The following is a 26,861-nucleotide window of genomic DNA, read 5'->3' on the forward strand; positions in this document are numbered from 1 at the left end:
TTATTTCACTGGAACAGATATTTCCGAAAATGCTTCGCTTAAGAGTACGTAAGATTTAAGTCTCTTCTCAAAATTTTGAACAGGTGTCACGATAATAACTTCTTCCAAATCGTATATATTTTGGAGGTGAAGAAGTTTTTCTCTCACTGATTCCTTTGAACCATATAGGATGTTTGCTTCTTGTATTTCTAGTTGATAGCTTTCATTCGCCTGCTGCGCAAACAGTTCTGCTTGCTCCACGCTCCCTACAGTAACGGTCTTGCCACTCTTAAGATGCACTTTGACGATTTTAGTATTACCCACCAGTTCCTTTGCTTCCTCCTCTGTATCAGCCACTATAACAGAGAGTGCCAGAATAAAAGAAAGGGGCTGTAACTTTTTCCGTTTCTGCAGATGGCTGAACTCGTCAAAAGCTTCATTAAGTATCCTTTCCTCACTATTAATGAACTGAGCAAATACAAAAGAGTATCCTAATTCACCAGCAAGTTTCGCACTTGAAGCACTTGCTCCCAATAAGAATAGTTCGGGTGGCGTTGGTGGAACCGGCTCAGCTTTAAGTCCATAAAACGGATCATATGGTTCAAGCGTGTCAGAGATAAACTTTTTAAGGTCGACCAGCTTTTCCCATAATTCTTTTGGATTTCCAGCAAAATCCTGCTGAAGGGCTTTTGTTGATAACGGAAGCCCTCCGGGTGCTTTCCCCAACCCTAAATCCACTCTCCCAGGTGATAATGAAGCTAATACATTAAAGGTTTCGGCCACTTTATATGGACTGTAATGCTGGAGCATCACACCTCCTGAGCCAATTCGAATTTGTTTCGTTTTTGCGAGAAGATGGGATATTAATACTTCTGGAACTGATCCTGCTAATTTCTCAGCATTATGATGCTCAGATACCCAAAAGCGATGATACCCCAACTCCTCTGCCCGTTGTGCTAATTCAATTGTATGGTTAAAGGCGTCAAAGGCAGTTTCATTTTCAGCAATGACGCTTTGATCCAAAATGCTAAGTTTCAATCCCAAAAGGATCCCCTCCTAGTAAAATAAATAGCTATTAAATCCAAGTTGCTTAATTGGTTAAATGATCGAGCTGATCACTCCTTTATCAGATAACAAGGAAGGCTTTAACGTATTCAATTCAGTATCTAATCGTTTTTTAACTTCTCCATCAAGTTCATAACGATTATTCACTAGTTTTTTTACTTGGCTATCTACGATATAAGTCCCTTTTAAGATGTGGGTAGCTCCGAGTGCTGCCAGCACTGGTTTTAGTGCGTAATCAATCATAAGTAGATGTCCAATCGATCCTCCAATGGCAATGGGTAAAATCGTTTTATTCACCAAACTATTTTGTGGCAGAAGATCCAAATAAGTTTTTAAGACTCCGGTAAATGATGCTTTATAAACCGGCGTTAAAATCACAATAATAGATGAATCTTCGACGTTTTTATTTGCCTTAATTATTTCTGCGCTGTCAAATCTCGCTTGTATTAAATCCTCTGCTGGAAGATTGCGGATATGGATGATTTCAGGAGAATGATTCACTCCCTCGAAAAACTCTACAACATAATCCAATGCCCCATTTAATCTCGTATGTTCAGAAGGACTTCCCGAAATAATCGTTACTTTACTCATCGTTGTTACTCCCTTTCTTTTGTGTATTGATTACTTTTCTATATAACTAAGACAACCTAATCATTTAAAAAAAGTAAAAGCTCCTGTTTTTATAACAGGAGCCTTTGGTAGACCAATCGGCGCATTCCTATTCAAATTTATTGATTCTTAATCACTGTATGGTGAGGTGAATCTATAAGAATACTTGTATTCTAATAAGTAATTTTGGTTCACTTCAGGTAGCAGCCACTTTACTGATTTGTTCCCAAACGGTGCTGGGGATCTCATTCCGCAACACCGGTGCCACATTAGTTGCAAACCTATGCAATTGTTCCTGTTGCTCCGATTCCGTTAAGCCATCAACACTGATACTTAGTACCTGATTTCCATATGCCTTATAGTAGTTTAAGATTTTCTCGATTACTTGCTCTGCACTACCAACCAAGACTGGCCCATTAGCTATATTGTCTTCAAGATCTTTAAATGGCGAGTTATTATGCTTCGCTGCTTCTGTATCATGAAAAGCATTGTAGTAAGGCCGGAAACGGTTAATTGCCTCCTCAGCAGTATTGGCAATATATAGACTGCTAGCACCCGATCCAACGATTGCTTTCTTAGGATCGTGACCATAATAAGCCAACCGCTCACGATAATGATCAATTAACGCTTTATACTTGGCTTGGGGATGAAAAGTATTGGATGAGAAAATAGGATCCCCATATTTTGCAGCCAATTCAGTAGAACGCGTACTTGATGCGCTCCCATGCCATATTGGAATGCCCTTTTGAAAAGGCCTCGGTTGTGTCGTGACATTGGTTAATGATGTTCGGTAGCGCCCCTCCCAGCTTACGTTCTCCTCATTCCATAAGCGCTTTAGTAATTCGTATCGCTCAGCAAGCGAATCCCATTGCTCCTCCTCGGTTATTCCAAAAAGCGGATAATGACGAGGATCATTGCCTTTCCCGATAATCAACTCCAACCTCCCTCCTGAAAGGTGATCTAGTGTCGCAAAGTCCTCTGCCACACGAATGGGATCCAGAATACTTAGAACTAATACTGTCGTCAATAACCGAATGCGTGAGGTTTTTCCAGCAATAGCCGTCAATACTACAGCTGGTGATGAGGAAAGGAATGGTGTTCCATGACGCTCCCCAACACCATAGGCATCAATGCCTAGTTTCTCTGCTAAAATTGCCTGATTCACTACATTTTGAAATTTCTGCTGAGCGGTTAGTGATACCCCAGTTAGCGCATTGGGTTCATTCATCATAAGGGTAAACAATGCGAATTTCACTATATTAAGACCTCCAATGCACTCTTGTTTTTTCTGGGTTTATCTGCCCTTTATAGTACTTTCATCACCAAAACCAATAAAAAAGACTCCTGTTAATCACAGGAGCCTTTGGTAGTCCAATCGGCTTTTACAATAATAGGTGTAGCTCCAACAAGTGCGGAGCTCACATATTTTCATAAGAATACTTTTTGCTGAGGAGAGGCCTCGTTGGCTAAATCTCATTTCACCTACTTGTTTACTTGGTATTGATAACTGTTGAATACACTATAAATCTTAATTAGTGTTGTTGTCAATCCATTACTTTGAATTTTTAGATAAATTTTTTTATTAATTCCCACTTGACTTATTATTTAATAAATCTGCATCTTTATTAGTCACTAGAATAAAAAACTCGCCAGTTGGCGAGCTTTCAATTGCTGTTTGTTATTAAGAGTGGGGTAAGAAGACTTAATCGACTCTCTGTTCATACTTATAGCTATTAAAATGAAATATTTGCACCTTAACCTTTAGATTCGTTAAGGAGTCTTTATCTAAATAAAAGCCGTTAGATTTTTTTAATTCCCTATATTGCTTCGGGTGTTTTCTATACCACTTTTCACCAACATTTAGTATATCTGTTTTATTTTTCACTCCATTTTTATAAATGGAAGTAAGTTTTCTTTTTATATCTTCTTCAACTAATTTCGTTAATTTCTGTTCGGGAATATCTTTAATTTTTTCGATCAAATCTGCTGGTACAAATAATTCTATAGCAAACTTTGGGGTAGTCGTTCCCTTCTTGTATTTTACCTTCATTTTTGGAGTGGCTAGCTTCACTGCTGCTACAAGCTTTCCCTCTTCATCTACTCTTTGATCTAAAGAAACCTTTTTTTCTAATAACCAATTAGTATAAACAGCGTCCTTGAATGGAAGGACTTTAATAAATTTTTGCTGTTGAAAAATGGCATATCCATCGAAAAATACAATGGGATACTTTCCATCAGCCTTCCAGGTTTGAGAGTCAATTTTTACATTAGGTAGTTTAGCCACCCCCATAGGCTCATAATAGGCTCTTAAAAAATCCATTAATGCCACAGGCTTGATCTCATCTTGATACACTTCGTTCTTTTCCTTTCTAAAAAGAACCGTGTACACTGCTGGATAATTAAATAATGCCTTTATATTAAATATTTCATTAATATTTTCATCCGTTGTCATGACTCGTAAAGTATGCCGGAGCGAACGATTTCTTCCTATTTCTACCATTACTTCCTTAAAATGATTCCTGACTATTCTTTGACTTAAAACAAATGTTTCTACGTGGCCAAAAAATAAAGGAGGCTCCGACTTTTTATAAAGGTTACCAACAGCTAAATTTAGTGTTTCTCCAGTTGCTGATGCAATAAAAATCGGGATGGGTTCAGTAGGTTTACCTCCTTCTACCTTTGCTACATTAGCGAAATTTAAGGCTTGAAGATACGCGATATACTCCTCCTTTTCTTCATCATAATCCATACCAATTGCCACAACATAGGTTGTATCTTGAATATTTTTTAAACCTGAACAACCGGAAAGTACCAGACAACCCGCTAAACAAGAAATAAGCCATTTCCTTTTCATGATTGATTTCCGCCCCTTGTTGGATCATCTGGACTGGTTAAGGTTGTTCTCGACTTATAAAATTGGCTTGGAGCCCTAAGGAATGCCTTAATCATTTCTTTTAGATTGATTGGCGAAAGAGAGCCTAGGTATGGAGACCCAAAGGAAGAAAGGTTAGAAAAGTAAAAAACCGTTAGAATAAAGCCAATAATGACTCCGAATAATCCAAATAAGGTACTCATTAAGATAATCGTGAATCTTAAGATGGTACAAGCCGTACTTAAAGTTTGATTCACCAACGTAAAAGATGAAATGTAGGTAATGGCCGCTACTACCAGCATCGTTGGTGATGTTAACCCAGCCCGAATCGCAGCATCCCCTACGATTAAGCCACCTAAAACAGCGACGGTTTGCCCAATTGCTCTTGGCAAGCGTACCCCAGCTTCATTAAATAGCTCAAACAAAAATAGAACAATAAACATTTCAAGTGGTGAAGATATGGGCAGCCCAAAACGCGAGATTGTAATAGTCGCAACCAGTAAATAGGGAACCTGTTCAATATTATAGGCAGAAAATGCTATCCATGCACCAGGTAAAAAAGCAGATATGATCAAACCTATCATCCTGATAATTCTTTCTATTGATACATAAGCATAACTTATGTAATTGTCCTCAGGTGATTTAATCTGCAATAATATATTGACCGGTGCAAAAGAGACTGTAGGATTTCCATCAACTATGAGAGCAAACCGGCCTTGATTCAGCGCTTGAACAATAAAGTCAGGTCTACCCGTATAGTCCGTACTCGGGAAGATGGAATACGGTCTATCACGAACATATGATTCAAGTTCATGAATACTCGTCAAGATATCCAGTTCTACTTTTTCTAACCTTTTATGGATTTCATCCAAAACTCGCTGATCAATTAAATCATCTATATACATGAGTACTACTTTTGTTCTACTTCTTTTACCAATCGTATATTTCTCTAAACATAAAGACGAGGTGTTAAGTCTTCGCCTTATTAAGGAGATATTTGTCTTAATATCCTCCACAAAACCATCCTTAGGACCCCTTATTGAGCTCTCAATCGCTGATTCTTCAGGTTGCCGCATAGGAAAGGATCCTGCCTGAATACTTAAAAACGAATCACCGAATAAAAATAAGACATTTCCATCAAAAAGTAAATTTGATAAATCCTCTAAGGATTTCGAACTTACATCATCTGCTTGAAATAAGGTTTTCAGCTTTTTCTTGATAGAATCTTCTTTATTACCGCTGAGTTTAGGTAAAATATACTGATCTAAATAATGTATATCAACTAAGCTTTCAAAATAGATAATTTCAAATGTTTCCATTTCTGTATTGTGCTCTAAAAATCGTAGGTCTTGACTTTTCTTAAATTGTATTTTTAGGTTTTCTGCTTTTTCCTTTAGACTTCCATTACGAAGTGGATTCAAGTGTATTTTTCTTACCATGTTGTTTATCCCTCTTCTTTAATACTTTTATAATGATGGCTGATAGCAGGATTTGAAAAAGGAAAAATGCCATACTAGCCGGAAGAAAGTATTCATATATTGCCTTATAGAAATAATATGTCTCTACTTTTATTGTCATCAGACCGAACAAAATGAGATACATGACTCCAGCAAGCTTAGGGTTCAGTCTATAATGTTTCTTCTTATTAGTAAAAAATGTACCTAAAAGATACATGAATAAACCAATTCGAATCAACGCACCGCTAAGCCATTGATATAAAGCAAAAAAATCTAGATGTGATATATATTCCCCAATGCTTAATACACGCCACTGTTCATAAGCTGGATACCGAAAGTAAATTGCTTCAGTAGGTCCAAATTCCATAATTGATGCAGAAAGAGGCCCTAAGATTAGGCCTGTTAAGAAAGTCAATAAAATAAACAACTGTTTAAATTTAATCTGCTCCTGTGAAAATGGCTGCAACAAGATAACCATGTAAATCTCAAGAAGCCCTGATAGAACATAGATTGCCCCTTTAACAAGAGGAGAATAGCCTTCTGCAAACAAAGGAAATAATAAACTCGGGTCCTTTAAGCTCGTGTTTGTAATTGCAATAAATATGCCAAATAACACCACAAACGGTAGTAAAAAACCGCTAGATATAGCCATGCTTTTGACCCCAGCAAGTGTGATTAAAAAACAGACAAAAATCAAAATACAATTAATCATAAAAACAGATGCATCCGCGAGAAAATAGGCCTTTAACCAGATCATTAAGTCCCTAAAAGTTACATAGGAGCTTGTGAATAAAAACAGAATGACTGGAATCGAAAATATGGTTGAAAAAGTCCTTCCAAGACGCTGTCGAATCATAGAAAAGAAACCTTCATTTGGACTGTTTTTTACAATAAAATACACCAGCCATAGAAAGAAAAGAGCAATCGGATATGCCACAATGACACTTAGCCAACTGTCTCTTCCAGCTGCCGTAAGCAAATTTGGGATAAGAAGGACATGATTTAGTAAACCTGTCGAAAGGATAAGCAACAATAATAATTGTCTTGGAAGGAGGATTTTAATTAAGTTTTGCATTAAGATCACCGAATTTTTCTTATTTTAGGTATTATTATCACCAATAAAGAAAAATATATGTTTTCAAGGTTAATCGGCTCACGATATACGGAATCATTGAACGATTTGATTTTTGATCCTTTCCAAGATTACAACTGCAACGGTCAGCTCAAAAGAAAAATATCAGAAATAAAAAAAGTTCAAGGCCCCATTAATTTTATTAATGGGACCTTGAACTTTATTGTTTATATAATACGTGCGGTTACGATTCCACCGATTTGATCGATTTTTTCTTGCAATCCAGGAATGATATCGCCATTTACTTTATTGTCAATGTCAATCATCGTATAAGCATATTCCCCACGGCTTCTATTAATCATGTCTGCGATGTTTAAATTATAGCTTGAAATAGCTAGTGTAAGCTGTCCAACCATGTTTGGAACGTTTTTATGGAATACTGCCACACGTTTTTTTCCTGTATAAGGTATGGATGCGTTCGGAAAATTCACTGAGTTTTTGATATTTCCGGTTTCCAGAAAATTCTTCACCTGGCGAGCAGCCATAATTGCACAGTTTTCCTCTGATTCTTGCGTAGATGCACCTAGATGAGGGATTGGAATTGCATTTTTCATTTTCAATACATTTTCATTTGGGAAGTCTGTAATATACTTACCAACCTTGCCGTCTTCAAGCACTGCTGCCATATCTGTTTCATTCACAAGCTCTCCTCGTGAGAAATTCAAAATGTGAACTCCAGGCTTCATAATGCTAAAGGTTGCTTGGTTAAACATTCCTCTTGTGTCATCGGTTAATGGAACGTGAACCGTAATATAATCAGAATTAGCAAACAACTGTTCAATCGTCATCGCGCGCTGTACATTTCTAGACAAATTCCAAGCTGTATCAACAGAAATGAACGGGTCAAAACCAATCACGTCCATGTCTAAATCTAGGGCATCATTCGCTACAAGTGCTCCGATGGCGCCTAAACCAATTACTCCCAGCGTTTTCCCCTTAATTTCTTTCCCGACAAATTGTTTTTTTCCTGCTTCAACAAGCTTTGGAACTTGTTCGCCTTCACCATCCAACGTCTTTGTCCAAGCGACCCCGTCAAAAAGGTTTCGGGATGAAGCCATCAATGTAGTAAGAACCATTTCTTTTACAGCATTCGCATTCGCACCAGGGGTATTAAAAACCACAATTCCCTGTTCTGTACATTTTTCAACCGGAATGTTATTAACACCCGCTCCGGCACGTGCAATGGCCTTTAAATTCTTACCAAGTTCAATTGTATGCATATTAAAACTGCGTACAACAATCGCATCTGGATTTTCATTGTCATTGTCAATCGTAAAATTATCCTTATTGAATACATTTAGCCCGCTCTCTGCAATATTGTTTAAGGTTTTGATTGTTTTCATTTTGTCTAATGTTGTTGTGCTCATCTTGTAATCTCCTCTATTCTTATATGATAGTTTGAAATTTCGTAAATTCATTAAGCAAGCTGAAAAGGTCAAATTTTATTAAAATCTGTATCTACTTGATTTTTAAAATATTAAAGTAATCTTGGCTCCTAGCCGGTTGAAATATCCCCTCCTATAAACAGAAAGAGGTAAGGAATAATTCCCTACCTCTGCCCAGGCGAACGGCTACGAGACATTATGTGCTCCCTCACGGTAATCCGTGTTTCGCCAGTTACACATCGTCTTTTTGATTTCTCTTACTATATCAAATTTTCTTACAACAATCAAGCTAGAAAAGGCATTATTTTTTTGTAGTTTGTGTTCAGAAAATTTTCTGCTTCCTACATTAATTTTTTCAAATTCTCAAGAAAAGCTGTTACCTCTTCCTCTTTTGTTGCCCAGGATGTTACGAGTCGAATCGCCGAGTGATCTGTATCGACCTTTTCCCAAAAATGAAAGGCATAATGTTTCTCTAATTCCGTAATCAGCGCATTTGGTAAAATCGGAAAGATTTGATTCGATGGAGAATGGGTTAGAAACGAAATATTTGCTTTGCTGATTTCATCTCTAAGTATGGTAGCCATCTTATTAGCATGCGCGGCCAAATCAAAGAACAAATTGTCCCTGAACAGTTCAAGAAACTGGGTGCCCAAAAGTCTCCCTTTCGCGAGCAGTGCGCCCTTTTGCTTCATATGGTATCGGAAATCCTCCTTAAGAGAATCCTTGCAAATCACCAAAGCCTCACCAATAAGTGCCCCGTTCTTTGTTCCCCCGATATAGAAGGCATCCACAAGTGTTGGCAGATCATTTAACTGAAGATCATTTTCTGTTGAACAAAGCGCTGAGCCTAACCTTGCACCATCCATATACAATATGAGATGGTTCTTTTTACAAAAATCACTTAACTGCACGAGTTCACTCCGGTTATAAATTGAGCCAATTTCGGTGGAGTTTGATATGTATACCAGCTTAGGCTTGACCATATGCTCATCTGGATGACCGTCAAGTACCGCTTGCACATCAGATGGGGTAAGTTTCCCGTTCACTGTTTCAATTGATAGTACTTTATGTCCTGTCGCTTCAATGGCTCCTGTTTCATGCCCCAAAATATGGCCAGTACTCGCTGCCATTGCTGCTTCATGCGGTCTTAAGAAAGTAGAAATCGCAATTAGATTTGTTTGTGTCCCGCCTGATAAGAGGTGAATATCAACGTCTGTCCGTCCCATTCTCTCCTTTAACAGTTCAACCGCTTTTTGGGAAAATTGATCCTCCCCATAGCCATCCTCTTGGACAAGATTGGATTCTATTAAAGCATTTAATATTCTAGGATGTGCACCTTCGCTGTAATCATTCTTAAAGCTATACATCAGATTGCCCCCATCTAATTATTTATAAGTGTAACTTCATGTCCATCCTAACATATTTTTTAAAGAAAGATGGGTAATAAGAGGATAAAAAACAGTAATTATCTAGTTAGTCTTTGAACAAATTTCATGTTAATTACAAGAATTAAAAAGATGAGCGGATATACTGCCGCAGAATACCAAAGCTTCCATCCACTATAATAAAAAAATTCAGTTTGCACGGTGAACCATTCAAAAATCACTGAGAATATGGACCAAAGGATAATATAAAGTGCTTTATCTGCTATCTTTCTTTTTGTAGGATAATAATTAAGAAATAAAAAGCTAATGGAAGGAAAGTAGAGAAGGATCCCAAGTAAAGATTTCCATTGAAAACCCTTTTGAAAATAACCATAAAGATGAAAATGCAAATCGAGTACCATGTCAGTCGTCAATCCATATGCATAAGCAAAAAAACAAGTGGCATAAATCTCAATTCTGCCTATCCTTTTTGGAACAAAAAAGGAAATTATATTAAAGATAATAAATATGATAAAAATTAGGATCCACATTTTAAATTTCCTTCCTAATACCAGGCTTTACTTACTACCCATAGTATTCCAAAATTTGGTTTCGTCTATTCCATGAAAGAAATTCAAAACAAAAGAGACCTCTGAGGGTCTCTTTTAACATTCTATATTGCTTTTTAAATAACTTGTTTAATGGATTGGGATATGGCAAAATTCAATCATTTTACTTACTCTCAAAACGCAAATGAACAAACTTCAACATCTTAAATAAATCAACAACCCTCATCATGAGGCGAGTTCCACTTTCCCAATTCTTACTTGCGCCTATACCTTTAAAGTACGATTCGCAAGATAATACCTTAATTTTAGACGACCAGTCTTCAAGTACTTTCGGATTGTTAACGTAGAAATACATTTTTGCACCTTTGTTCCCCGTTTTTTCCACTGTTCGATTTGAAGTCTTTAACATAAATTTTGATTCTGCATCAAAGTACAACTCGCCCACTGGAAAGCGAATTGCCATTTCCTGAAAAATTAGTCATTCTTCATTTTAACAACCTTTGCTTCATTAAAAATTTGTTAAAAGAACCATTTTTTCCGTGGTACCGGGTAGTATTCTCCGGCGACAAGTTCTGAAGGTACGACTTCTTCAATTCGTAAAAGATCGTTTGAACTTAAATTCAGGTCAACAGCGCCTATTGAAACATAAAGTTGTGACTGCGTTCTTGCACCAATCAATGGTATAACATCCTCACCCTTGGATAAAACCCATGCGAGGGCAATCTGCGCAATGGTTGCTTGCTTTTCTTCGGCAATTTCACGCAATGCCTCTACAAGGGATAAATTCTTTTCAATATTTTCTTTGGCAAACCGCGGACCATTACTGCGTTTATCATCCAAACCTAGAACCCGATTTTTTGACCATGTGCCGCTCAATAAACCTCTTGAGAGAACGCCATAAGCCGAAAGCGAAATACCTAATTCCCAAAGTGGTTGCTTATACGCTCAGAATTATTTCCGCCAAAAAGTTGAACAGTCTACCTTATCCAAAATATTAAACTCGATCATTTTCTCAAGTAATGAGAAATCAACCGGACTATCCCACTGGATACGTACCAACTGCTTGGTGTGGTCATAGCCAGCCTGAACAATTTCATCAGAAAAATGAATAATCCCTGCCCTTTCAGGGGCAACAGCCAAATGATGTTTGGCTACGCTAAAGCCAATTATAAATGTGCCGTGATCGGTAAACATAGGCTGATTCCACGCAACTTTTGGCACTAATTTTGGAAATTTCTTAGTTACCCAAGCCAAAACTTCTTCCGTTCGGGCCCGATGTTGCGGGTTATCAATAAGCGCTAAATATTCAGCAAAAACTTCCATGTTGTCCCTCCTAAAATAAAAATTATGTCGTTCTGAGAAATTCCTCAAAAACATTCTTTTGTAACTTTTTAAACTTCTACATATATCACACAAACTCCTTCTACCCCACATTTGAATTTGACTTATTTGAAGATACAAAGGATCATTCACCAGTTCAAAAAAAATGAAGAAGCTTAACCCTGCAACTAATAGAAAAATATAAATTTAAACGATAGGTTTAAAAGAATAGCCTTCTCTAGTTTTGATAGAGAAGGCTTCTATATTAGTCTTCGTTTAAGATCCTTAAATCAATATCAGTTTCTAGAAATCACTACTTCTGAAAAATCAATATCAAATTCATCACTTTCATCAGAAATTGCTTATGGCAGTCATGACAATAGCCTATAAAAAAATTAATCGAAGTTTTTTCGTAGTCGATTGATTAATTCTTTTGCTGGCAAAGGTACATAAGTCAAAGGTACAAGAGTGGCAGTATAAACGGCTCTTTTTTTCAATAATTTTGCCACTACTTCAAATATCATAGCCCTAGGTACACCTGACCTTTTACTAATCTCATATCCAGTTATAGGAAATTTTTTTAAAACTTCTGTATATACTTGGATTTCATTTTGCGAAAAACCTAACCTCTGAAGCTCTTTATAAATTTCTTCCATAAAACTCCTCATATTAGCAAATCTTAAACTCTGGTTTTTCCATCTCTTTTAACCTTTATTACTCCAAACAAGATGTTTCCTATTGGAACAATATCATACTCCTATACTCAAACTTGTTCATCCAGTTCAATAAAATAATGGTCTTTACGATATGAAACTGCCTCCATGGTTGCAATTAGATTTTGCTCATGAAAAATGTCAATTCGATAAAATCCTGTACGAAAGTTTCGTCTTATTTCTGTCGAACGGGCAACTATTCTATCTCCTGGTTTAGCAGCTTCGATAAACTGGATAGTTGTCGAGAGTCCTACTGAAGTTTTTCCATATGCATTACAGGCTACCGAAAATGCGTGGTCTGCTAAAGCGTATATAACTGCTCCATGAACAGTTCCATACGCATTTACCATATGGTCCTGCACTTCTAGAATTGCTTCTGCAAAACCAGCCTCAAATTTTGTTAACTGAATACCTAACGATTGAGCATATGGATCGTTTTTTACTTGCTTGTAAATTTCTTCGTAGTGTTTTTCATAAATTTGATACTCGTCAATTTTCTTTTTCACAAATACCTACCCCTTTGATTTATTGAAACTACCATCAACATAGATTGAAGAAATAGTAATACGTGATGGATTAAAACACCAATTGAACCAAAATCATGTATACAATCGTTCCACCAGCTATAGACAGGAGCATGTTTTTCTTCCATAAGTGAAGCAACGCCACTACTACTACCCCAATAAATTCGGGTAAACCATGACTTCCAGAAACTAAACTCACGTCCTTAAAACAATAAATGACCAAAAGCCCAATTACTGCTGCTGGCAGTACTTTACCGAGATACTGTACATACTGCGGTGTAGGCTTACCCGATGGGAAAACGATGAATGGAAGAAACCTTGTAAGCACAGTCCCCAAAACCACCATAGCAATCGTAATAATCTGTTGCGTTAAACTCATTGTCATATGGTGCTAACCTCAACTTTCTCCATTGGCTTTCTAATGAGGGTCAGTAACCCAAGAATGGCAAACATCGCAGGGATAATGAAGTGGTCTCCGCCAAAAATAAAGAGACTGACAGTTGAAAGCCCAACACCAATGAGAGCACTGTGGTGCTTTTTCTCTTTCATCCACTGTTCAATGAAAATGACTACAAAGAGAGCAGTCATAACAAAATCGAGCCCTTCTGTGTTGAACTTGACAAGAGATCCAAAAATACCGCCAATTGCTGAACCTATGACCCAATAAGAATGATTGAGTAGTGTCACAAAGAACATAAACCAGCCCTTGTCTACATTCTTCGGAATATCAACGGTACAATTGATAGAAAAAGACTCATCGCAAAGCCCATAAATCATATAGAGCTTCTTTTTCCCAATTCCCTTATACTTATCCAGCATGGATATGCCGTAAAACAAATGTCGTGCATTCACCATTAAGGTTAGAAAAAGAGCGTTAATCGGATTAAAAGCGACAAGCAATAAATTGGCTGCCACAAACTCCATTGATCCTGCAAATATGAATAGACTCATCAGAATCGGGTAAATTGCACTAAACCCTAATGAATTCATATAGATGCCATATGCGATTCCCAAGAATACAAATCCAGCAAAAATGGGTACTGTATATGGAAAAGCCGCACGAAATGCAATCCATATTTGATTTCTTTTTTTCAAATGATTCACATCCTAAATTGCTAAATTTATTTAAATTTAACATACAAAATCCATACAAAAAACAAGATAATTGTATGGATTACAATTATCCCTACATAGAAAATACCCCCTTTTATCAAAATGGGGGTACAAAGTGATTTTTTTCTAAGAAAATAAACTCGTGTATTCACCTTTCCAAACGATCCGATTTCATTTTAATAATTCCATACAAAAATGATATGATTGTATGGAACACATATAATTGAGGTGATCTATGCCAATCAATTCATTTGAAAATTATCCAATGTCTTGGAAACCTGATAAGAAAGCCTTAAATCGTCCTTTTTATAAATCTCTTGCGTTACTACTTGAACAGGATGTTATTAATGGCTTTTTGGCACCTGGGACAAAGTTACCTCCGCAACGTGAATTAGCGGATTTTCTTGACTTAAACTTCACCACGATTACCCGTGCCTACAAAATATGTGAGGTAAAGGGATTGATTTATGCCGTTACGGGAAGTGGAACATTTGTAGCTCCAAATGCCGCCCGTTCTATAACCATTTCCGCTGATAAAACAGCAAACCTCATTGAGCTCGGATTTGTGGCATCGTTTGAGCAAACCAATGCTAGCGTAACAGAGGTTATTCAAAAGGTTGTGAACAAAAGTTATGTAGAACAGCTACTAAATTACAACGAACCGACAGGAATTCTACATCAAAAAACAGCAGCTCTAAACTGGATGGAGTCTTTCGGAATTCATACGGACCATGAGCATATAGCAATCGTTTCTGGTGCCCAAAATGCACTGGCAATTGCTTTGGCTGCTTTGTTTGAGCCTGGCAATAGAATTGCCACAGATTTATACACGTATTCGAATTTTATCGAATTAGCAAAAATGTTCCATATTCAGTTAGTCCCTATTCTCGGAGACGAGTTTGGGATGTTACCAGACGAACTTGAAAAGCAGTGTAGTCAAATAAATATTCACGGCATTTTCCTTATGCCCTCTTGCTGTAATCCTACCACAGTGATGATTCCAGAGTTTCGAAAGCAAGAATTAGCTGAAGTCATCCGTAAGCATCGTTTAATATTAATTGAGGATGATATTCATGCTTTTCTGACGGCAGGTATAATCTCCGAATACCAGCAGCCAATGTTCAATTCACTCCCAGAACAGAGCATTTATATTTGCGGCACCTCTAAGTCCTTATGTTCTGGATTAAGAGTTGCCTATATGGTCTATGGGGATGCGTTACGTGAGAAAATTCAGCGGGCTATTTTTAACATCAATGTAAAAACCTCATCTTTAGACGCAGAGGTAATTACAGAGCTTATCTTATCAGGGAAGGCTCATGAAATTGTTTCTCAAAAGAAACTGCTTGCACTGACTGTTAATGATATTTATTCGGAATATTTTCCTATAAAGCAGAATGTTGGACATCCTCTTAGTTTTTATCGTTGGCTTCCAATTCAAGGATTTAACGATGCCTTTCAATTAGAATTGGATTTGAAAAGACAAGGTATTAGAGTTTTTCATTCTGACCGTTTTTTAAGTGGGCAGACCACCCCTGATAAGTATTTGCGTATTGCACTGGCTTCCACAAACTCATTAGATGAGTTAAAAATTGGGTTAAGTATATTAAGAAAGTATCTCAATTAATTCGAACAAAATGAAAAACGGATGAGAAAAATCATCCGTTTTTTTTACAATCGAGAGCACGTTTCTCTTTAATTAACGCCCCCTAGTCAACTGACTCGATGCGTTAGTTTTACAACGTGTTAAACCATTCATCATCTACAGATTCAAATCAATCCGTTTCTCCTGGTGTAATTGCTAAGTGTACAAACCAACTGTCTTTTGTTGCACCATGCCAATGTTTCATATTCGGCGGAATATTCACCACATCACCCGTTTTGAGTAATTGAGCTGGCTTTCCTTCCTCTTGATACCAACCCTCACCACAAGTAACTAACAAAACTTGTCCAACTTTATGAGAATGCCAGTTATTACGAGCTCCTTGAGCAAAGGTTACATTCCCGATTGGTGCATTTAGTGGCGTTGGATCGGTAAACACCATTTGTAAAAATGCATCACCAATAAAATTTGATTCTACTTTTTGTCCCAATGGAAAGATGGTGCTATTGCTTAATTGTTCATTTTCCATATTTTCATGCCTACTTTCTTTTGATTATTATAGTTGTTTTAACTTTGATTTTTCCATCCAATGACGTTTGCATGTGGCAAATAATATAAGGCCTATCCAAGTGTATTACTCCTGAAATAACGACAATCCATCGCTAGTACCAGCATGACTGTACTGCCTGTCAGTGACATTGCGATACGGTGTGCAAGCAGTTCCCCGCCATGAAGAGAGACGAACTTGGTAATACTAAAAATTTTGAATACACATTATTCGATTTTCCCACATCAAGATGTTCACATAATAAACATTGATAAATTAATGAACATCTGTCTATAATTATAATCAGATACAAAATACTTACAATGGTTAAATAAACACGTTTTGTTAAGTAATGAACAAATCAATTAACATTGTTAATTATCTTTATGAAAGTTTGGTGACCCTTACAATGTCTAAAGTGGATAGAAGAATAGCCAAAAGCCAAGAAGCGATTAAAAAAGCAGTTATTGAATTGATGTCCGAACAAAATTTTGATGACATTACAATACAAGATATTTCCGACAGGGCCAATGTTAGCCGGGGAACGATCTATCTTCATTACACGGATAAATATGATCTACTGGATAAGCTCATTGCAGAACATATTGAAAAACTACGGGAGATATGTGAATCGGCATCTGAATTGGATTATATAGATGCAAATCTACCTTGGTTCGAATACCTTGAAAATCATTATTTATTCTTTTCCACGATGTTAGCCAGTAAAGGAGCCCCTTCATTTCGTAGTCAGTTCCTTGAATTTCTTATCGAAGAATTTAAAGATGAAGTGGATGTAGCAAAAGGAAAAAATCAAGGATTAAATGAAGATGTTATTCTTCAATTTATTGTCACCTCTTACGTAGGACTAGTGGAATGGTGGTTCAACAATGGAATGCCTTATACCCCTCGTGTGATGGCAGAACAAGTAGGGATTTTATTAGATAGGAATTTATAAAAAAACAGAGTAGTGTTGGCACACTGCTCCTAAGGGCGTTCCGTTTCTTTACTGTTATGGTCTTTGTTATCATGTACACCGTTATATCACAATGTGTAGCTCGTGTTGACCTACACTAAGGGACCAACTACTGGGTGCGGTACATATGGTTCTTCTAGTGATGCTATTTCTTCAGGTGTTAGCTTGATTGAAAGAGCTGGTACTGCATCTTCAAGATGCGATATTTTTGTAGCCCCAATAATAGGAGCTGTTACCGGTTCCTTTTGCAGCAACCAAGCAAGTGCAATTTGTGCGCGAGGTACGCCGCGTTTTTCGGCAATGGCAGCAACCTGCTTCGCGATCAATCTGTCCGTATCAGCAGTAGCATCATATTTAGACTTCTGAACCTGGTCCGTTTCGGAACGATGCGTTGTTTCAGCCCAATCACGAGTCAATCTTCCTGAAGCAAGCGGGCTATACGGAATCACACCGATTTTTTCTTCCTTACATAACGGCAGCATCTCACGTTCCTCTTCACGATACAAAAGGTTTAAGTGATTCTGCATGGATACAAACCGCGTCCAACCATTTTTTTCAGCGACATGGTTTGCTTTTAGGAACTGCCATGCCAACATGGCAGAAGCACCAATGTATCTTGCCTTACCAGCCTTCACAACATCATGCAATGCTTCCATTGTCTCTTCGATAGGGGTATTATAATCCCACCGGTGTATTTGATATAGATCCACATAATCTGTCCCTAGCCGTTTTAGACTCTTGTCAATTTCACTCATAATATGCTTTCGAGAAAGACCTTTTCCATTTGGACCTTCATGCATAGGGAAATATACTTTTGTTGCAAGAACAATTTCATCTCGATTGGCATATTCCTTTAAAATTTTCCCTACTATTTCTTCGCTTGTTCCGTCTGAGTATACATTCGCTGTATCAAAAAAATTGAGTCCTAACTCAAGAGCTTTTTTAATAATAGGACGAGTTTGTTCCTCACCTATTACCCAAGGATGTACCCATCTCTCTGCTACACCAAAACCCATACAGCCAAGGCAAAGCCGAGATACATCCAAACCAGTATTTCCAAGTTTCATATAATCCAATTGATTTGTCCTCGCTTTCTTAAATAACATAGTTAACTATTTCCTATTATAACCAGAAGGAAAGCACATTCAATTGTTAAATATACGGAATTTGTGTATTACTAAACAAAACCATTAAAATTGTTCATTATCTTTAAAAATTGTAAGGAAAATAAATAAAATCAACACAATAGCTCCAATAATTGTAGACCTTCAGAAAACCGCCTCAAAGAAGCGGTTGAATTAGCTGGATAAAATCGGAATAAAAATTCATTTACCATTAATTATGAAAAGTTTTCTTTTCCTGCTAATAATGCCTAATAAAAAACCATAATTGCTTTTATTTATTACGGTTGCTAAACTGTTTTTATAACTCAATGAATAAAAGGAGCTTAACCATGATTAATAAAATTGGAAAAATCACTGTATATGTACAAGATCAAGAAGAGGCAAAAGATTTTTGGATCAATAAAGTCGGCTTTGTCTTAAAAGTGGAGCAACCTATGGGACCAGACGCATTTTGGATCGAAGTCGGACCTAGTGAAGACGAATTTACAACTTTAGTTCTTTATTCTAAGTCAGCAATGGAACAACATCAACCTTCTAAAGTTGCCCATCCCTCCATTCTTTTCAGCACCACTGACATTGAAGCAGCTTATGAAAAAATGAAACAAAACGGAGTAGCAGTGGAGGAAATGTTAAGACTGCCATTTGGAAACATGTTCTCATTTAAAGATCAGGATGGAAATGATTATTTAATAAGAGAAGATAAATAGGTAATGATTTCACGCTGATTTTTCAAAAATCTATTAAGATAAGCTCCACTTAAAGAAGGCATATATATAAGAAGGAATATCTTAACTTCAAATTAAGATATTCCTTCTTTTTCTGTATTTTTAAAAAAACAGTCCTTTGTTTTATTAATTTGATAGATATCGTTGTTGAAGATATTATTAAAAGTTAAATCTTCGAAAAAGTTGGGTAGTTCCAGACTATTTGCCACAGAATGAGAAGTAAATAACGAAAAGTGTCTCCAATGCAGCCCAAAATAGATAATACTTCATTATCTATTTTGATTTCGAATTGCTTCTCTATCTATCGATTGAGGAGGTTTTTCAAACCATCCATGATCGATCATAATTTTTGCCCCCTCTTCCGCATATGAACCCACCTTTAGAAGGTATTTTTCATAAGTAAGGGCTAAATCTTTCCGAAGTGAGGCGGCAATGGCAAGACCGAAGTCTCCAATCCCAATAGCACTTTGAACATTAGTATGAAATAACATCAATTTATCAGAAAATGGAGCTTCCGTGCTATTGGTAATAGTTGAATCCCATGTAGAAGGATAAGAATTATCGTCCTCTTTTAATTTTATCATAAAATCTTCCACCATTTTCTTCCCTAGATCATATCCTTCTTTAAAATAGTCACTTATTTTTTTTGACTGTGCTACTTGACTAAATCCTAATAGCATCGTTTTAGCTACGTTTGCCACCTCGATGTTAATACCACAATGCGCAACTTCCATTGCAAGCAATGGACGACGGTGACCTATAAGACCTCCAAGAAATGATCTCTCCGTAATATATTCCACTTTTTCTGGATATGAAAGATAAGGAGAACGTATAAACACGCCTTTTTCCTGCATCAATTTTGTATTTCTGTCATATAGCGTTTCCGTTTGGTCATAAAACAACTTAAATAAGTTACGAACATCTTCTCTCGCTGAAATGGATTTAGCCAAGCTATATGTATTCAATCCTGTTCTCCCCATATGATGTAGATAACGCATATAAGTTACATCAGAAAAGAGCTTTTTTGCCTCTAAATTTACATCTTGTTTTCCAAATCCATTCGGAAGAGGAATACCTTCTAATGTAAATAATTCAGATATTTGTTGGATATGGTCATGTGCAGATTTTAGAGCGAATTCAATAATAGGTTTAATGTCTTGGTCTTCGCAAGTTTGTAAAAAATGATTTAGAATACAAATTGCCATTGTATCACCAATGTATGTACTCCATAACATAGAAATTTCAGCCGAGGTTATATTTGGGGAATGATGTTCCAATAATTTTCAACTCCATTAAAAAAGTTTTCACATCAGTAGAATTCCCAATAAAATGGATAATGATTCGGATTCTTGTCTCGGTAGTTGAACCATTTCGATAAACCAACGAGAAATTAAAAAAGCCGCTCACTTTATGCGAGAACGGCCAGTTCATTAGAAGATTACACCATTATTTTACAAATGTCATTCGTAAATTCTACCGGGTCACTGATTGGTAATCCTTCAATCAATAGTGCTTGATTGTATAATAACTTGGTATATAGATCTAATTTTGATTTGTCGTTTTCAAATGCTTCTTTTAATGATTGGAAGACTTCGTGATTGTTATTGATTTCTAAGACCTTATCCGCTTTGATATTTTGGTTATTCGGCATCGCAGCAAGAATTTTTTCCATTTCAATCGATATGTCCCCTTCAGTTGCCAGGCAGACCGGGTGGGACTTTAACCTTTTTGAAATCCTTACATCCTTTACTTTATCCGCTAAAATGGTTTTCATATAGTCAAAGAGTTCTTTGTTTTCCGTCTCTGTTGATTCGGAATCGTCCTTGTTTTCTTCCCCTTCGATTCCCAGGTCACCACTTGAGATGGATTTGAATTCTTTTTCTTTGTAGGTCATTAACATTTTGATTGCGAACTCATCGATATCCTCAGTGAAATAAAGAATTTCATAGCCTTGTTCAGAAACGAATTCGGCCTGTGGTAATTTTTCAATTCGTTCAATCGATTCACCGGAAGCGTAATAAATATATTTTTGATCTTCTGGCATCCTTGATACATATTCATCTAACGTAACCAGTTTCTTCTCTTTAGAAGAATAGAACATGATCAGGTCCTGTAATAATTCTTTGTTTGCACCAAAGTCATTATAAACTCCGTACTTTAACTGACGACCGAAGGATTGATAAAATTCTTCATACTTTTCTCGTTCTTTTCTTTGAAGGCTTAGTAATTCGCTTTTGATGTTTTTGTTAATGTTTTTAGCGATCAGCTTCAATTGGCGATCATGCTGCAGCATTTCTCTTGAAATGTTAAGAGATAAATCTTCGGAATCGACCATCCCTTTAACGAAACTAAAATGGTCTGGAAGCAAGTCAGCACATTTTTCCATGATCAGAACCCCATTGGAATAGAGTTCTAAGCCCTTTTCAAATTCTTTCGAATAGAAATCGAACGGAGTTTTTTCAGGAATATATAGGATTGAATTATATCTAATGGTCCCTTCAACACTGATATGGATATGTTTAATTGGCTTGTCAAAACCGTAGCGTTTTTCTTTATAAAAGTTCTCGTAATCTGCATCGGTAAGCTCGCTCTTATTTTTTTTCCAAATCGGAACCATGCTATTGATAATTTCTTCTTCTTGATAATCCTCGTATTCGGACTCACTGCCTTCCTTGAGTCTTCTGTTGGTAACATCCATTTTGATTGGATAACGGATGAAATCTGAATATTTCTTGATAATCGCTTTTAAGCGATATTCCTCTAAATACTCATCATAGTTTTCATCTTCACTATTTTCTTTAATCTTTAAAATAATTTCTGTCCCAACTGAATCTTTTTCTACCTGCTCAATCGTATATCCATCAGCACCTGTGGATTCCCATTTAAAAGCCTCATTGCTATCTAAATTTTTACTAATCACAGTAACTACGTCAGCAACCATAAAAGCAGCATAAAAACCTACTCCAAACTGACCGATAATGTCATAGCCATCTTTTAATTCGTTTTCCTTTTTAAATGCTAGGGAACCACTTTTGGCAATCGTCCCAAGATTTGTTTCCAGTTCTTCTTTGGTCATCCCGATCCCTGTATCGATAATCTTAAGTGTACGGTTTTCTTTGTCAGCTTCCAATTTAATATAATAATTGGATTGGTCAAAACTTAAAGCATCGTCAGTTAAGGCTTTGTAATAAATTTTATCAATGGCGTCACTGGCATTCGAAATTAACTCTCTTAAAAATACCTCTTTGTGAGTATAAATGGAGTTAATCATCATCTCTAGTAATCGTTTAGATTCTGCTTTAAACTGTATCTTCGACATAGAAAAAGCCCCTTTCTATTCTTAATATGTAAAAACTGATTTAGATTGTCTAAAAGTAAATCAGCACCTATTAGCACTCTCACCACCCGAGTGCTAATCCATATATTTAAATATCATATTTCACGTTGTCGTGTCAATAAGTATCTATTTTTATCTCGCAAATCTTTTAATAAAGAGAAAAAAAGCCACCAATAAAGGCAGCTTATTCTTCCGTTTTATGAAGTGCGTTTTTACCAAACTGCAATCTCGTTATTGACCCGGAGCATTGCTGCCTCATGTCCACTACGATCTTCCTTTTTTAAGGAAACCTCTAACCTATCATCATTATCGAATGTTAAAACAATATTTTGATCACTAATAATTTTCGACTTCTTTACCTGATGGTTAATCAATGAACATAAAGAATCTCGGTATCCTAACGAGGCGCTTTCAAAATATCGGCCATTCACGACAGAAACTGGCAATGAATATGTAGTCAAGGTTCCATTTTATTGATGAGTTCAATTTCATAGTTCAACGATTTGGACAGTATGCCATTTTCAATTTTTTTATTAATATGTTAAAGAAAATGTGTAAGTATATCGAGCGGTATTTTATCATAAAAGTTAGCCAATTTCACACCTACCATTTTGGGAACTATTTTTGTATAACATATCATATTACTTGGCTTTTTAAATGTGCAATTTATGAAAATATTATGTCAATTTTACATTTAGACATAAATTGAGTGGTATTGATTCATTCTTCTTCCTTATTTCTAAAATCATTTCACTTCTACACGTTTCTTTTGTTATTAGATTTTTACATAATTGACATATTCGTAACGATGTTGACATATATTTTATCAATCGCATCGGAAGGAGGGTAAACCAAATGGATAATCGAATTTTTTTATTACTTGCTACAATTTTATCTGGTTTCGCACTTATTAGAGTTCCTTTAGCTGATTCATTTCTTGAAAGCGTTTCCCCAATCACTGATATCATTGGTATACTAACTGTTCTAATCTTCTCACTCATCTTAATTTATAAAGGAGTTAGAAGTTTGTTCACTAAGTAAATATGGTTATGGAAAGCACTCTATAAGGGTGCTTTTCCTCTTTCAAATTTAATGTTGACCAGGTCCTAAAATAAATTCGAAATTTTTGCAATCCATATTAAAGGGAGATTTACAATCCAAAACTGATTGAAAGGAGATTCTAAAATGAAAAAAGATACATACTCGATGGATTTTATATATCCCCTGAATAACTCATTTAAAATTCTCCTCTTTTTCTTATTTATTTTGAATCAGCGCTCACTTTAGCGGTTTCCTTTTTTGAAAACACAAACAGCTTTTGCCCAAAATAGTTTAACAGCGTGTACAAACAGGTACCTATCAGGACTGAGATATCGGTTTTAACAATCGGACTGAAGAACTCATTTTTCTTTAGAATCCATTCCACAAAACTTCTTCCAATTTCATAAGAAATGAAATAGCAGCCCAAGATAACAACAATAAAGCGGACAGCACTCTTTGAAACTGAATCTTTGCTTTTGAATGTAAAATTTCTGTTCAAAAGAAAACTGACACATGCCCCTATCGAATTGCCAAAAAAAGTAGCTATCCAATAGGATTGTCCAAGGGCATGTAAAAGAAGATACATGACCGATAACCCAACGACAGTATTAACAACTCCTACCATAATAAATCGAACGAATGAATATTTCATAACCGACTCCTAATTTATCACTGCTTCACTCTGCTGTTTCACTTCTAATATAATTGTGTACAAATCTTTTTCAACTGCATACCTTGGCCGTCTTTTAACCTCATGATAGATTTTACCGATATATTCTCCAATAATACCAATACCTAACAATTGTAAGCCTCCAACAAACCAAATGGAAATTATTAAAGAAGTCCATCCGGATTCGGTGTGACCTAATATTTCTTGGGTTATCGCATAGCCCTCTGCTATAGCACTTATTAAAACGGCCAAAAATCCAATAATTGTTACAAATCGAATCGGTGCGACACTAAAGGATGTCATTCCATCAAATGCGAAGGCAAGCATTTTCTTTAGTGGGTATTTTGACTCTCCTGCAAACCTCTCTTTTCTGTCATAGAAGACCTTTGTGGATTTATAACCTACAAGCGGAACAAGTCCACGGAGAAATAAATTTGTTTCTTTAAATTTAAATAGCTCGTCTAAAGAACGTTTACTCATAAGACGAAAATCAGCATGGTTTGGAACCAGGTTAATCCCTATTTTCCCCATGAGCCGATAAAAACCTAACGCAGTTGTCCGCTTAAAATAAGTATCAGTCTCTCGTTTATCTCTTACACCATAGACAATATCGTACCCTTCCCAAAACTTTTCAACAAATTGATGGATGGCAGATATGTCGTCCTGCAGATCTGCATCGATAGAAATGACACAATCCGATTGCTTAGAGGCGGTCTCTAATCCAGCTAAGAGTGCATTTTGATGTCCAACATTTCTAGCCAGCTTCAATCCTTTTATTTTAGGATTTTTTTCGCTCTCCACCTCAATTAGTTCCCAAGTCTGGTCCTTACTTCCATCGTCCACAAATAAGATCTTGCTTTCAATTGAAATAAGCGACTCCTCGATTAACTCATCTAAAACAGAAGATAATTGCTCAAATGTTTCATATAGTACCTCTTCTTCATTAAAACATGGTACAACAATCGTTAACACTGGTCTATTCATTAGGAATCACTCCATTAACAACATTATTTGACTTGGTAAAGGTAAATTCTCCAGGCAGAATCTCTTTGCTCAAAGACCTTTTTGAAAACAAGTCCATTTTCTGCTGCATTTAAGATAGGGACCGCCGAGAAGATATATTGCCCGCCCATCTTTTTAAAAACATTTGTATTAATTTGTAAGTGGTAAATCTTTACCTTCGAATCCTTTTTATATTCATACCTTTTCCCTAATTGGGCGACATATAGATAACATCTCCCGCCCCATTCATCGAAGTATTCCTTCAATGTAGGACTCTTATCTAATTCTTTCGAAATAATTTTCCTAAACTCATGTTTATATGACAGAGGATAGAAATTATTATAGGTATCTAGTGTATAAAAACCATTATATTGAGCAATCGCCGGGTGAAGCCCTATACTTGCTACCCTGTAACTACTTTGGGGTTTACCAATATATTTTTCAATTTCATGAAATTGGCTTGTCGCATAGAATTGCTTTACAGAGGGCTTTCCAGCTACTCTGTAGACAATTTCATCATTTGCTGCAAACAAGACGATAAGCTGAACAATGAGACATATTTTAACAAATCTCTGCCAATTCTTTCCCAACCTCCAAAGTAAATAGGACCCAACTGCAAACATAAGATAAATGATTAAAGGTCTTAGGAAATGAAATCTTGCAAAGTTGAATGTATTTAGGAGTGAGACGCGCTCCTTTAGCGGCTCCCAGCCTTTATAAAACCAAAAGGCATACCAAACCGATAAAACGATATTAAACATGAAAAGATAAAGATATCTCTTTTCTAACCATTCCCTCTTTTTATTTTTCATCATCCAGAGAACTAGAAAAGAAAGCGGCACGATTACTAAAGTGTGAAGTGTTAATACATGTGTATGGCCTAAAAAATAGTTTTTAAAAACTAACCGGATCGTGTGCCAAAAGCCAAGTTTGGAACTAACAAATTCATTTCTGCTGGTTGGTGCATCAGGAAACACTAACGAGTAAACAAGACGATACTCTATCAGTAAATAAATTAAGACCATTAGTAAGATACTGGAAAAGAAGCGCCAATTGCTCTTTCGTTTTACGAGAAAATCTCTTAACCATAGTAATCCCATAAAAAATAAAAAGAAGAAAAATCCTAACACAAAACTAGAATAGAAAGGTAACAATATAAGAGTGAGCCACTCTTTCCAGGTATGTTTACCCTCTCTTATATTCAAAAAAGCCCATAATGCAAGTGGCATTCCCAATGTACTAAGCATACCGGACGGCCAAAATGGGGTCAGGGCAAAAGCCACCGATACCCAAACACGGATAGGGTAAGCCTCTTTTTCTCTTACAAAATGATTCTTTAGAAGAAGATACATGCCTAAAAAGGCAAACACTCTTGTGATTGTTTGGCTTATAGAATACGCAAGCATTGAGGGAAACAGGTTATGCAGCCATTGTATCCCACTGAATTCCGTACCAAAGGCATTTCTAGGCAGGCCATTAATGATTTGCGGGAGAGTACTATTGATCCCGCCAAACAATTGGCCACTATCCTTCAACACTTTATACCAGGCAATGTTCGAATCTAAATTATCATGAACCCTTATATGGGCGTTTTCGCCTAAAATGAAAAACGGCGATACATATAAAATCATGAGCAGTATTGCTAGATATAAATGTTTATTCTCTTGACTTAAGTTTTTTTGAAAATTACACATTTTTTCACCGCATTTATAAATTCTTCGTTAACTGAGCTATTAATCA

Annotated in this window: 26 protein-coding genes, 2 pseudogenes and 1 riboswitch; of the genes and pseudogenes, 4 read left to right on the forward strand and 24 right to left on the reverse strand. The window is 36.4% G+C overall.

Annotated features, from left to right (window positions below; translation table 11 throughout):
• The 16 genes and pseudogenes from AB7942_RS16970 to azlC all read right to left on the reverse strand — a co-directional run bounded on the left by AB7942_RS16970 (position 1) and on the right by azlC (position 14,093).
• Positions 1 to 1,023, reverse strand: coding sequence for an LLM class flavin-dependent oxidoreductase (locus AB7942_RS16970; protein WP_369447784.1), 1,023 nt, complete (start codon positions 1,021 to 1,023; stop codon positions 1 to 3).
• Positions 1,024 to 1,077: 54 nt separating this feature from the next.
• Positions 1,078 to 1,635, reverse strand: coding sequence for an NADPH-dependent FMN reductase (ssuE, locus tag AB7942_RS16975; protein ID WP_369447785.1), 558 nt, complete (start codon positions 1,633 to 1,635; stop codon positions 1,078 to 1,080).
• Between the two features lie 214 nt (positions 1,636 to 1,849).
• On the reverse strand, positions 1,850 to 2,908 hold the full coding sequence (locus AB7942_RS16980; protein WP_369447786.1) for an LLM class flavin-dependent oxidoreductase: 1,059 nt from the start codon (positions 2,906 to 2,908) through the stop codon (positions 1,850 to 1,852).
• Positions 2,909 to 3,355: 447 nt separating this feature from the next.
• Entirely contained in the window at positions 3,356 to 4,507 is a 1,152-nt protein-coding gene (locus AB7942_RS16985; protein WP_369447787.1) for a Ger(x)C family spore germination protein, read from the reverse strand.
• Entirely contained in the window at positions 4,504 to 5,964 is a 1,461-nt protein-coding gene (locus AB7942_RS16990; RefSeq protein WP_369447788.1) for a spore germination protein, read from the reverse strand. The genes AB7942_RS16985 and AB7942_RS16990 overlap by 4 nt, the downstream gene beginning before the upstream one ends.
• Positions 5,930 to 7,057, reverse strand: a complete 1,128-nt coding sequence (locus AB7942_RS16995) for a GerAB/ArcD/ProY family transporter (RefSeq protein WP_369447789.1) — start codon at positions 7,055 to 7,057, stop codon at positions 5,930 to 5,932. The genes AB7942_RS16990 and AB7942_RS16995 overlap by 35 nt, the downstream gene beginning before the upstream one ends.
• Before the next feature lie 224 nt (positions 7,058 to 7,281).
• Positions 7,282 to 8,481: a phosphoglycerate dehydrogenase gene (locus AB7942_RS17000; RefSeq protein ID WP_369447790.1), complete on the reverse strand. Its 1,200-nt coding sequence runs from the start codon at positions 8,479 to 8,481 to the stop codon at positions 7,282 to 7,284.
• Between the two features lie 183 nt (positions 8,482 to 8,664).
• A riboswitch (ZMP/ZTP riboswitch) is annotated at positions 8,665 to 8,745 on the reverse strand.
• Positions 8,746 to 8,840: 95 nt separating this feature from the next.
• Positions 8,841 to 9,866, reverse strand: a complete 1,026-nt coding sequence (locus tag AB7942_RS17005) for a threonine aldolase family protein (protein ID WP_369447791.1) — start codon at positions 9,864 to 9,866, stop codon at positions 8,841 to 8,843.
• 98 nt (positions 9,867 to 9,964) lie between these two features.
• Positions 9,965 to 10,414 (reverse strand): CBO0543 family protein, encoded by a 450-nt coding sequence (locus AB7942_RS17010; RefSeq protein ID WP_369447792.1) that lies wholly within the window; start codon positions 10,412 to 10,414, stop codon positions 9,965 to 9,967.
• A 181-nt stretch (positions 10,415 to 10,595) separates the two neighbouring features.
• Positions 10,596 to 10,895: pseudogene (locus AB7942_RS17015) on the reverse strand (class I SAM-dependent methyltransferase); the annotation flags it as partial.
• Positions 10,896 to 10,951: 56 nt separating this feature from the next.
• Positions 10,952 to 11,347, reverse strand: coding sequence for an aldo/keto reductase (locus AB7942_RS17020; protein ID WP_369447932.1), 396 nt, complete (start codon positions 11,345 to 11,347; stop codon positions 10,952 to 10,954).
• Between the two features lie 36 nt (positions 11,348 to 11,383).
• Positions 11,384 to 11,755 (reverse strand): iron chaperone, encoded by a 372-nt coding sequence (locus AB7942_RS17025; protein ID WP_369447793.1) that lies wholly within the window; start codon positions 11,753 to 11,755, stop codon positions 11,384 to 11,386.
• A 395-nt stretch (positions 11,756 to 12,150) separates the two neighbouring features.
• Positions 12,151 to 12,408, reverse strand: a pseudogene (locus tag AB7942_RS17030) (helix-turn-helix domain-containing protein); the annotation flags it as partial.
• Between the two features lie 107 nt (positions 12,409 to 12,515).
• On the reverse strand, positions 12,516 to 12,971 hold the full coding sequence (locus tag AB7942_RS17035; RefSeq protein WP_369447794.1) for a PaaI family thioesterase: 456 nt from the start codon (positions 12,969 to 12,971) through the stop codon (positions 12,516 to 12,518).
• A 70-nt stretch (positions 12,972 to 13,041) separates the two neighbouring features.
• Positions 13,042 to 13,374 carry a branched-chain amino acid transporter permease gene (locus tag AB7942_RS17040; protein ID WP_168243360.1) on the reverse strand — a complete coding sequence of 111 codons (333 nt, stop codon included), beginning with the start codon at positions 13,372 to 13,374 and terminating at the stop codon, positions 13,042 to 13,044.
• Entirely contained in the window at positions 13,371 to 14,093 is a 723-nt protein-coding gene (gene azlC / locus AB7942_RS17045) for an azaleucine resistance protein AzlC (RefSeq protein ID WP_369447795.1), read from the reverse strand. The genes AB7942_RS17040 and azlC overlap by 4 nt, the downstream gene beginning before the upstream one ends.
• 244 nt (positions 14,094 to 14,337) lie before the next feature.
• Here azlC and AB7942_RS17050 point away from each other — a divergent pair, with 244 nt between their 5' ends.
• Complete coding sequence (locus tag AB7942_RS17050; RefSeq protein ID WP_369447796.1) at positions 14,338 to 15,726, forward strand: aminotransferase-like domain-containing protein; 1,389 nt, start codon at positions 14,338 to 14,340, stop codon at positions 15,724 to 15,726.
• A 148-nt stretch (positions 15,727 to 15,874) separates the two neighbouring features.
• Here the strand turns inward: AB7942_RS17050 and AB7942_RS17055 are convergent, their stop codons facing one another.
• Positions 15,875 to 16,231, reverse strand: coding sequence for a cupin domain-containing protein (locus tag AB7942_RS17055; RefSeq protein ID WP_369447797.1), 357 nt, complete (start codon positions 16,229 to 16,231; stop codon positions 15,875 to 15,877).
• 427 nt (positions 16,232 to 16,658) lie between these two features.
• On the opposite strand from AB7942_RS17055, the gene AB7942_RS17060 reads away from it, so the two are divergent.
• On the forward strand, positions 16,659 to 17,204 hold the full coding sequence (locus AB7942_RS17060) for a TetR/AcrR family transcriptional regulator (RefSeq protein WP_088087056.1): 546 nt from the start codon (positions 16,659 to 16,661) through the stop codon (positions 17,202 to 17,204).
• Positions 17,205 to 17,314: 110 nt separating this feature from the next.
• Here the strand turns inward: AB7942_RS17060 and AB7942_RS17065 are convergent, their stop codons facing one another.
• Positions 17,315 to 18,298 carry an aldo/keto reductase gene (locus tag AB7942_RS17065; protein ID WP_369447933.1) on the reverse strand — a complete coding sequence of 328 codons (984 nt, stop codon included), beginning with the start codon at positions 18,296 to 18,298 and terminating at the stop codon, positions 17,315 to 17,317.
• 377 nt (positions 18,299 to 18,675) lie between these two features.
• Here AB7942_RS17065 and AB7942_RS17070 point away from each other — a divergent pair, with 377 nt between their 5' ends.
• Positions 18,676 to 19,053 (forward strand): VOC family protein, encoded by a 378-nt coding sequence (locus AB7942_RS17070; protein ID WP_369447798.1) that lies wholly within the window; start codon positions 18,676 to 18,678, stop codon positions 19,051 to 19,053.
• Positions 19,054 to 19,340: 287 nt separating this feature from the next.
• Here AB7942_RS17070 and AB7942_RS17075 read toward each other — a convergent pair whose 3' ends face one another.
• From AB7942_RS17075 to AB7942_RS17085, 3 genes are all read right to left on the reverse strand, one after another.
• Positions 19,341 to 20,348 (reverse strand): DUF3231 family protein, encoded by a 1,008-nt coding sequence (locus AB7942_RS17075; protein WP_369447799.1) that lies wholly within the window; start codon positions 20,346 to 20,348, stop codon positions 19,341 to 19,343.
• A 161-nt stretch (positions 20,349 to 20,509) separates the two neighbouring features.
• Entirely contained in the window at positions 20,510 to 22,390 is a 1,881-nt protein-coding gene (gene htpG / locus AB7942_RS17080; RefSeq protein WP_369447800.1) for a molecular chaperone HtpG, read from the reverse strand.
• Between the two features lie 230 nt (positions 22,391 to 22,620).
• Complete coding sequence (locus AB7942_RS17085) at positions 22,621 to 22,869, reverse strand: hypothetical protein (RefSeq protein WP_369447801.1); 249 nt, start codon at positions 22,867 to 22,869, stop codon at positions 22,621 to 22,623.
• Positions 22,870 to 23,263: 394 nt separating this feature from the next.
• Between AB7942_RS17085 and AB7942_RS17090 the strand changes: the two genes are divergently transcribed.
• On the forward strand, positions 23,264 to 23,449 hold the full coding sequence (locus tag AB7942_RS17090) for a hypothetical protein (RefSeq protein WP_369447802.1): 186 nt from the start codon (positions 23,264 to 23,266) through the stop codon (positions 23,447 to 23,449).
• A 220-nt stretch (positions 23,450 to 23,669) separates the two neighbouring features.
• On the opposite strand, the gene AB7942_RS17095 is transcribed toward AB7942_RS17090, so the two are convergent.
• From AB7942_RS17095 to AB7942_RS17105, 3 genes are read right to left on the reverse strand one after another with little or no spacing between them, the layout of a single operon-like run.
• On the reverse strand, positions 23,670 to 24,101 hold the full coding sequence (locus tag AB7942_RS17095) for a GtrA family protein (protein ID WP_369447803.1): 432 nt from the start codon (positions 24,099 to 24,101) through the stop codon (positions 23,670 to 23,672).
• Between the two features lie 9 nt (positions 24,102 to 24,110).
• A complete protein-coding gene (locus AB7942_RS17100) occupies positions 24,111 to 25,103 on the reverse strand; it encodes a glycosyltransferase family 2 protein (RefSeq protein ID WP_369447804.1) in 993 nt (330 codons plus the stop codon).
• 23 nt (positions 25,104 to 25,126) lie between these two features.
• The gene (locus AB7942_RS17105; protein WP_369447805.1) at positions 25,127 to 26,815 is read right to left on the reverse strand and encodes a DUF6044 family protein; all 1,689 of its coding nucleotides are present in this window, start codon (positions 26,813 to 26,815) and stop codon (positions 25,127 to 25,129) included.
• Positions 26,816 to 26,861 lie beyond the last annotated feature (46 nt).

It is taken from the genome of Neobacillus sp. BF23-41, assembly GCF_041106275.1.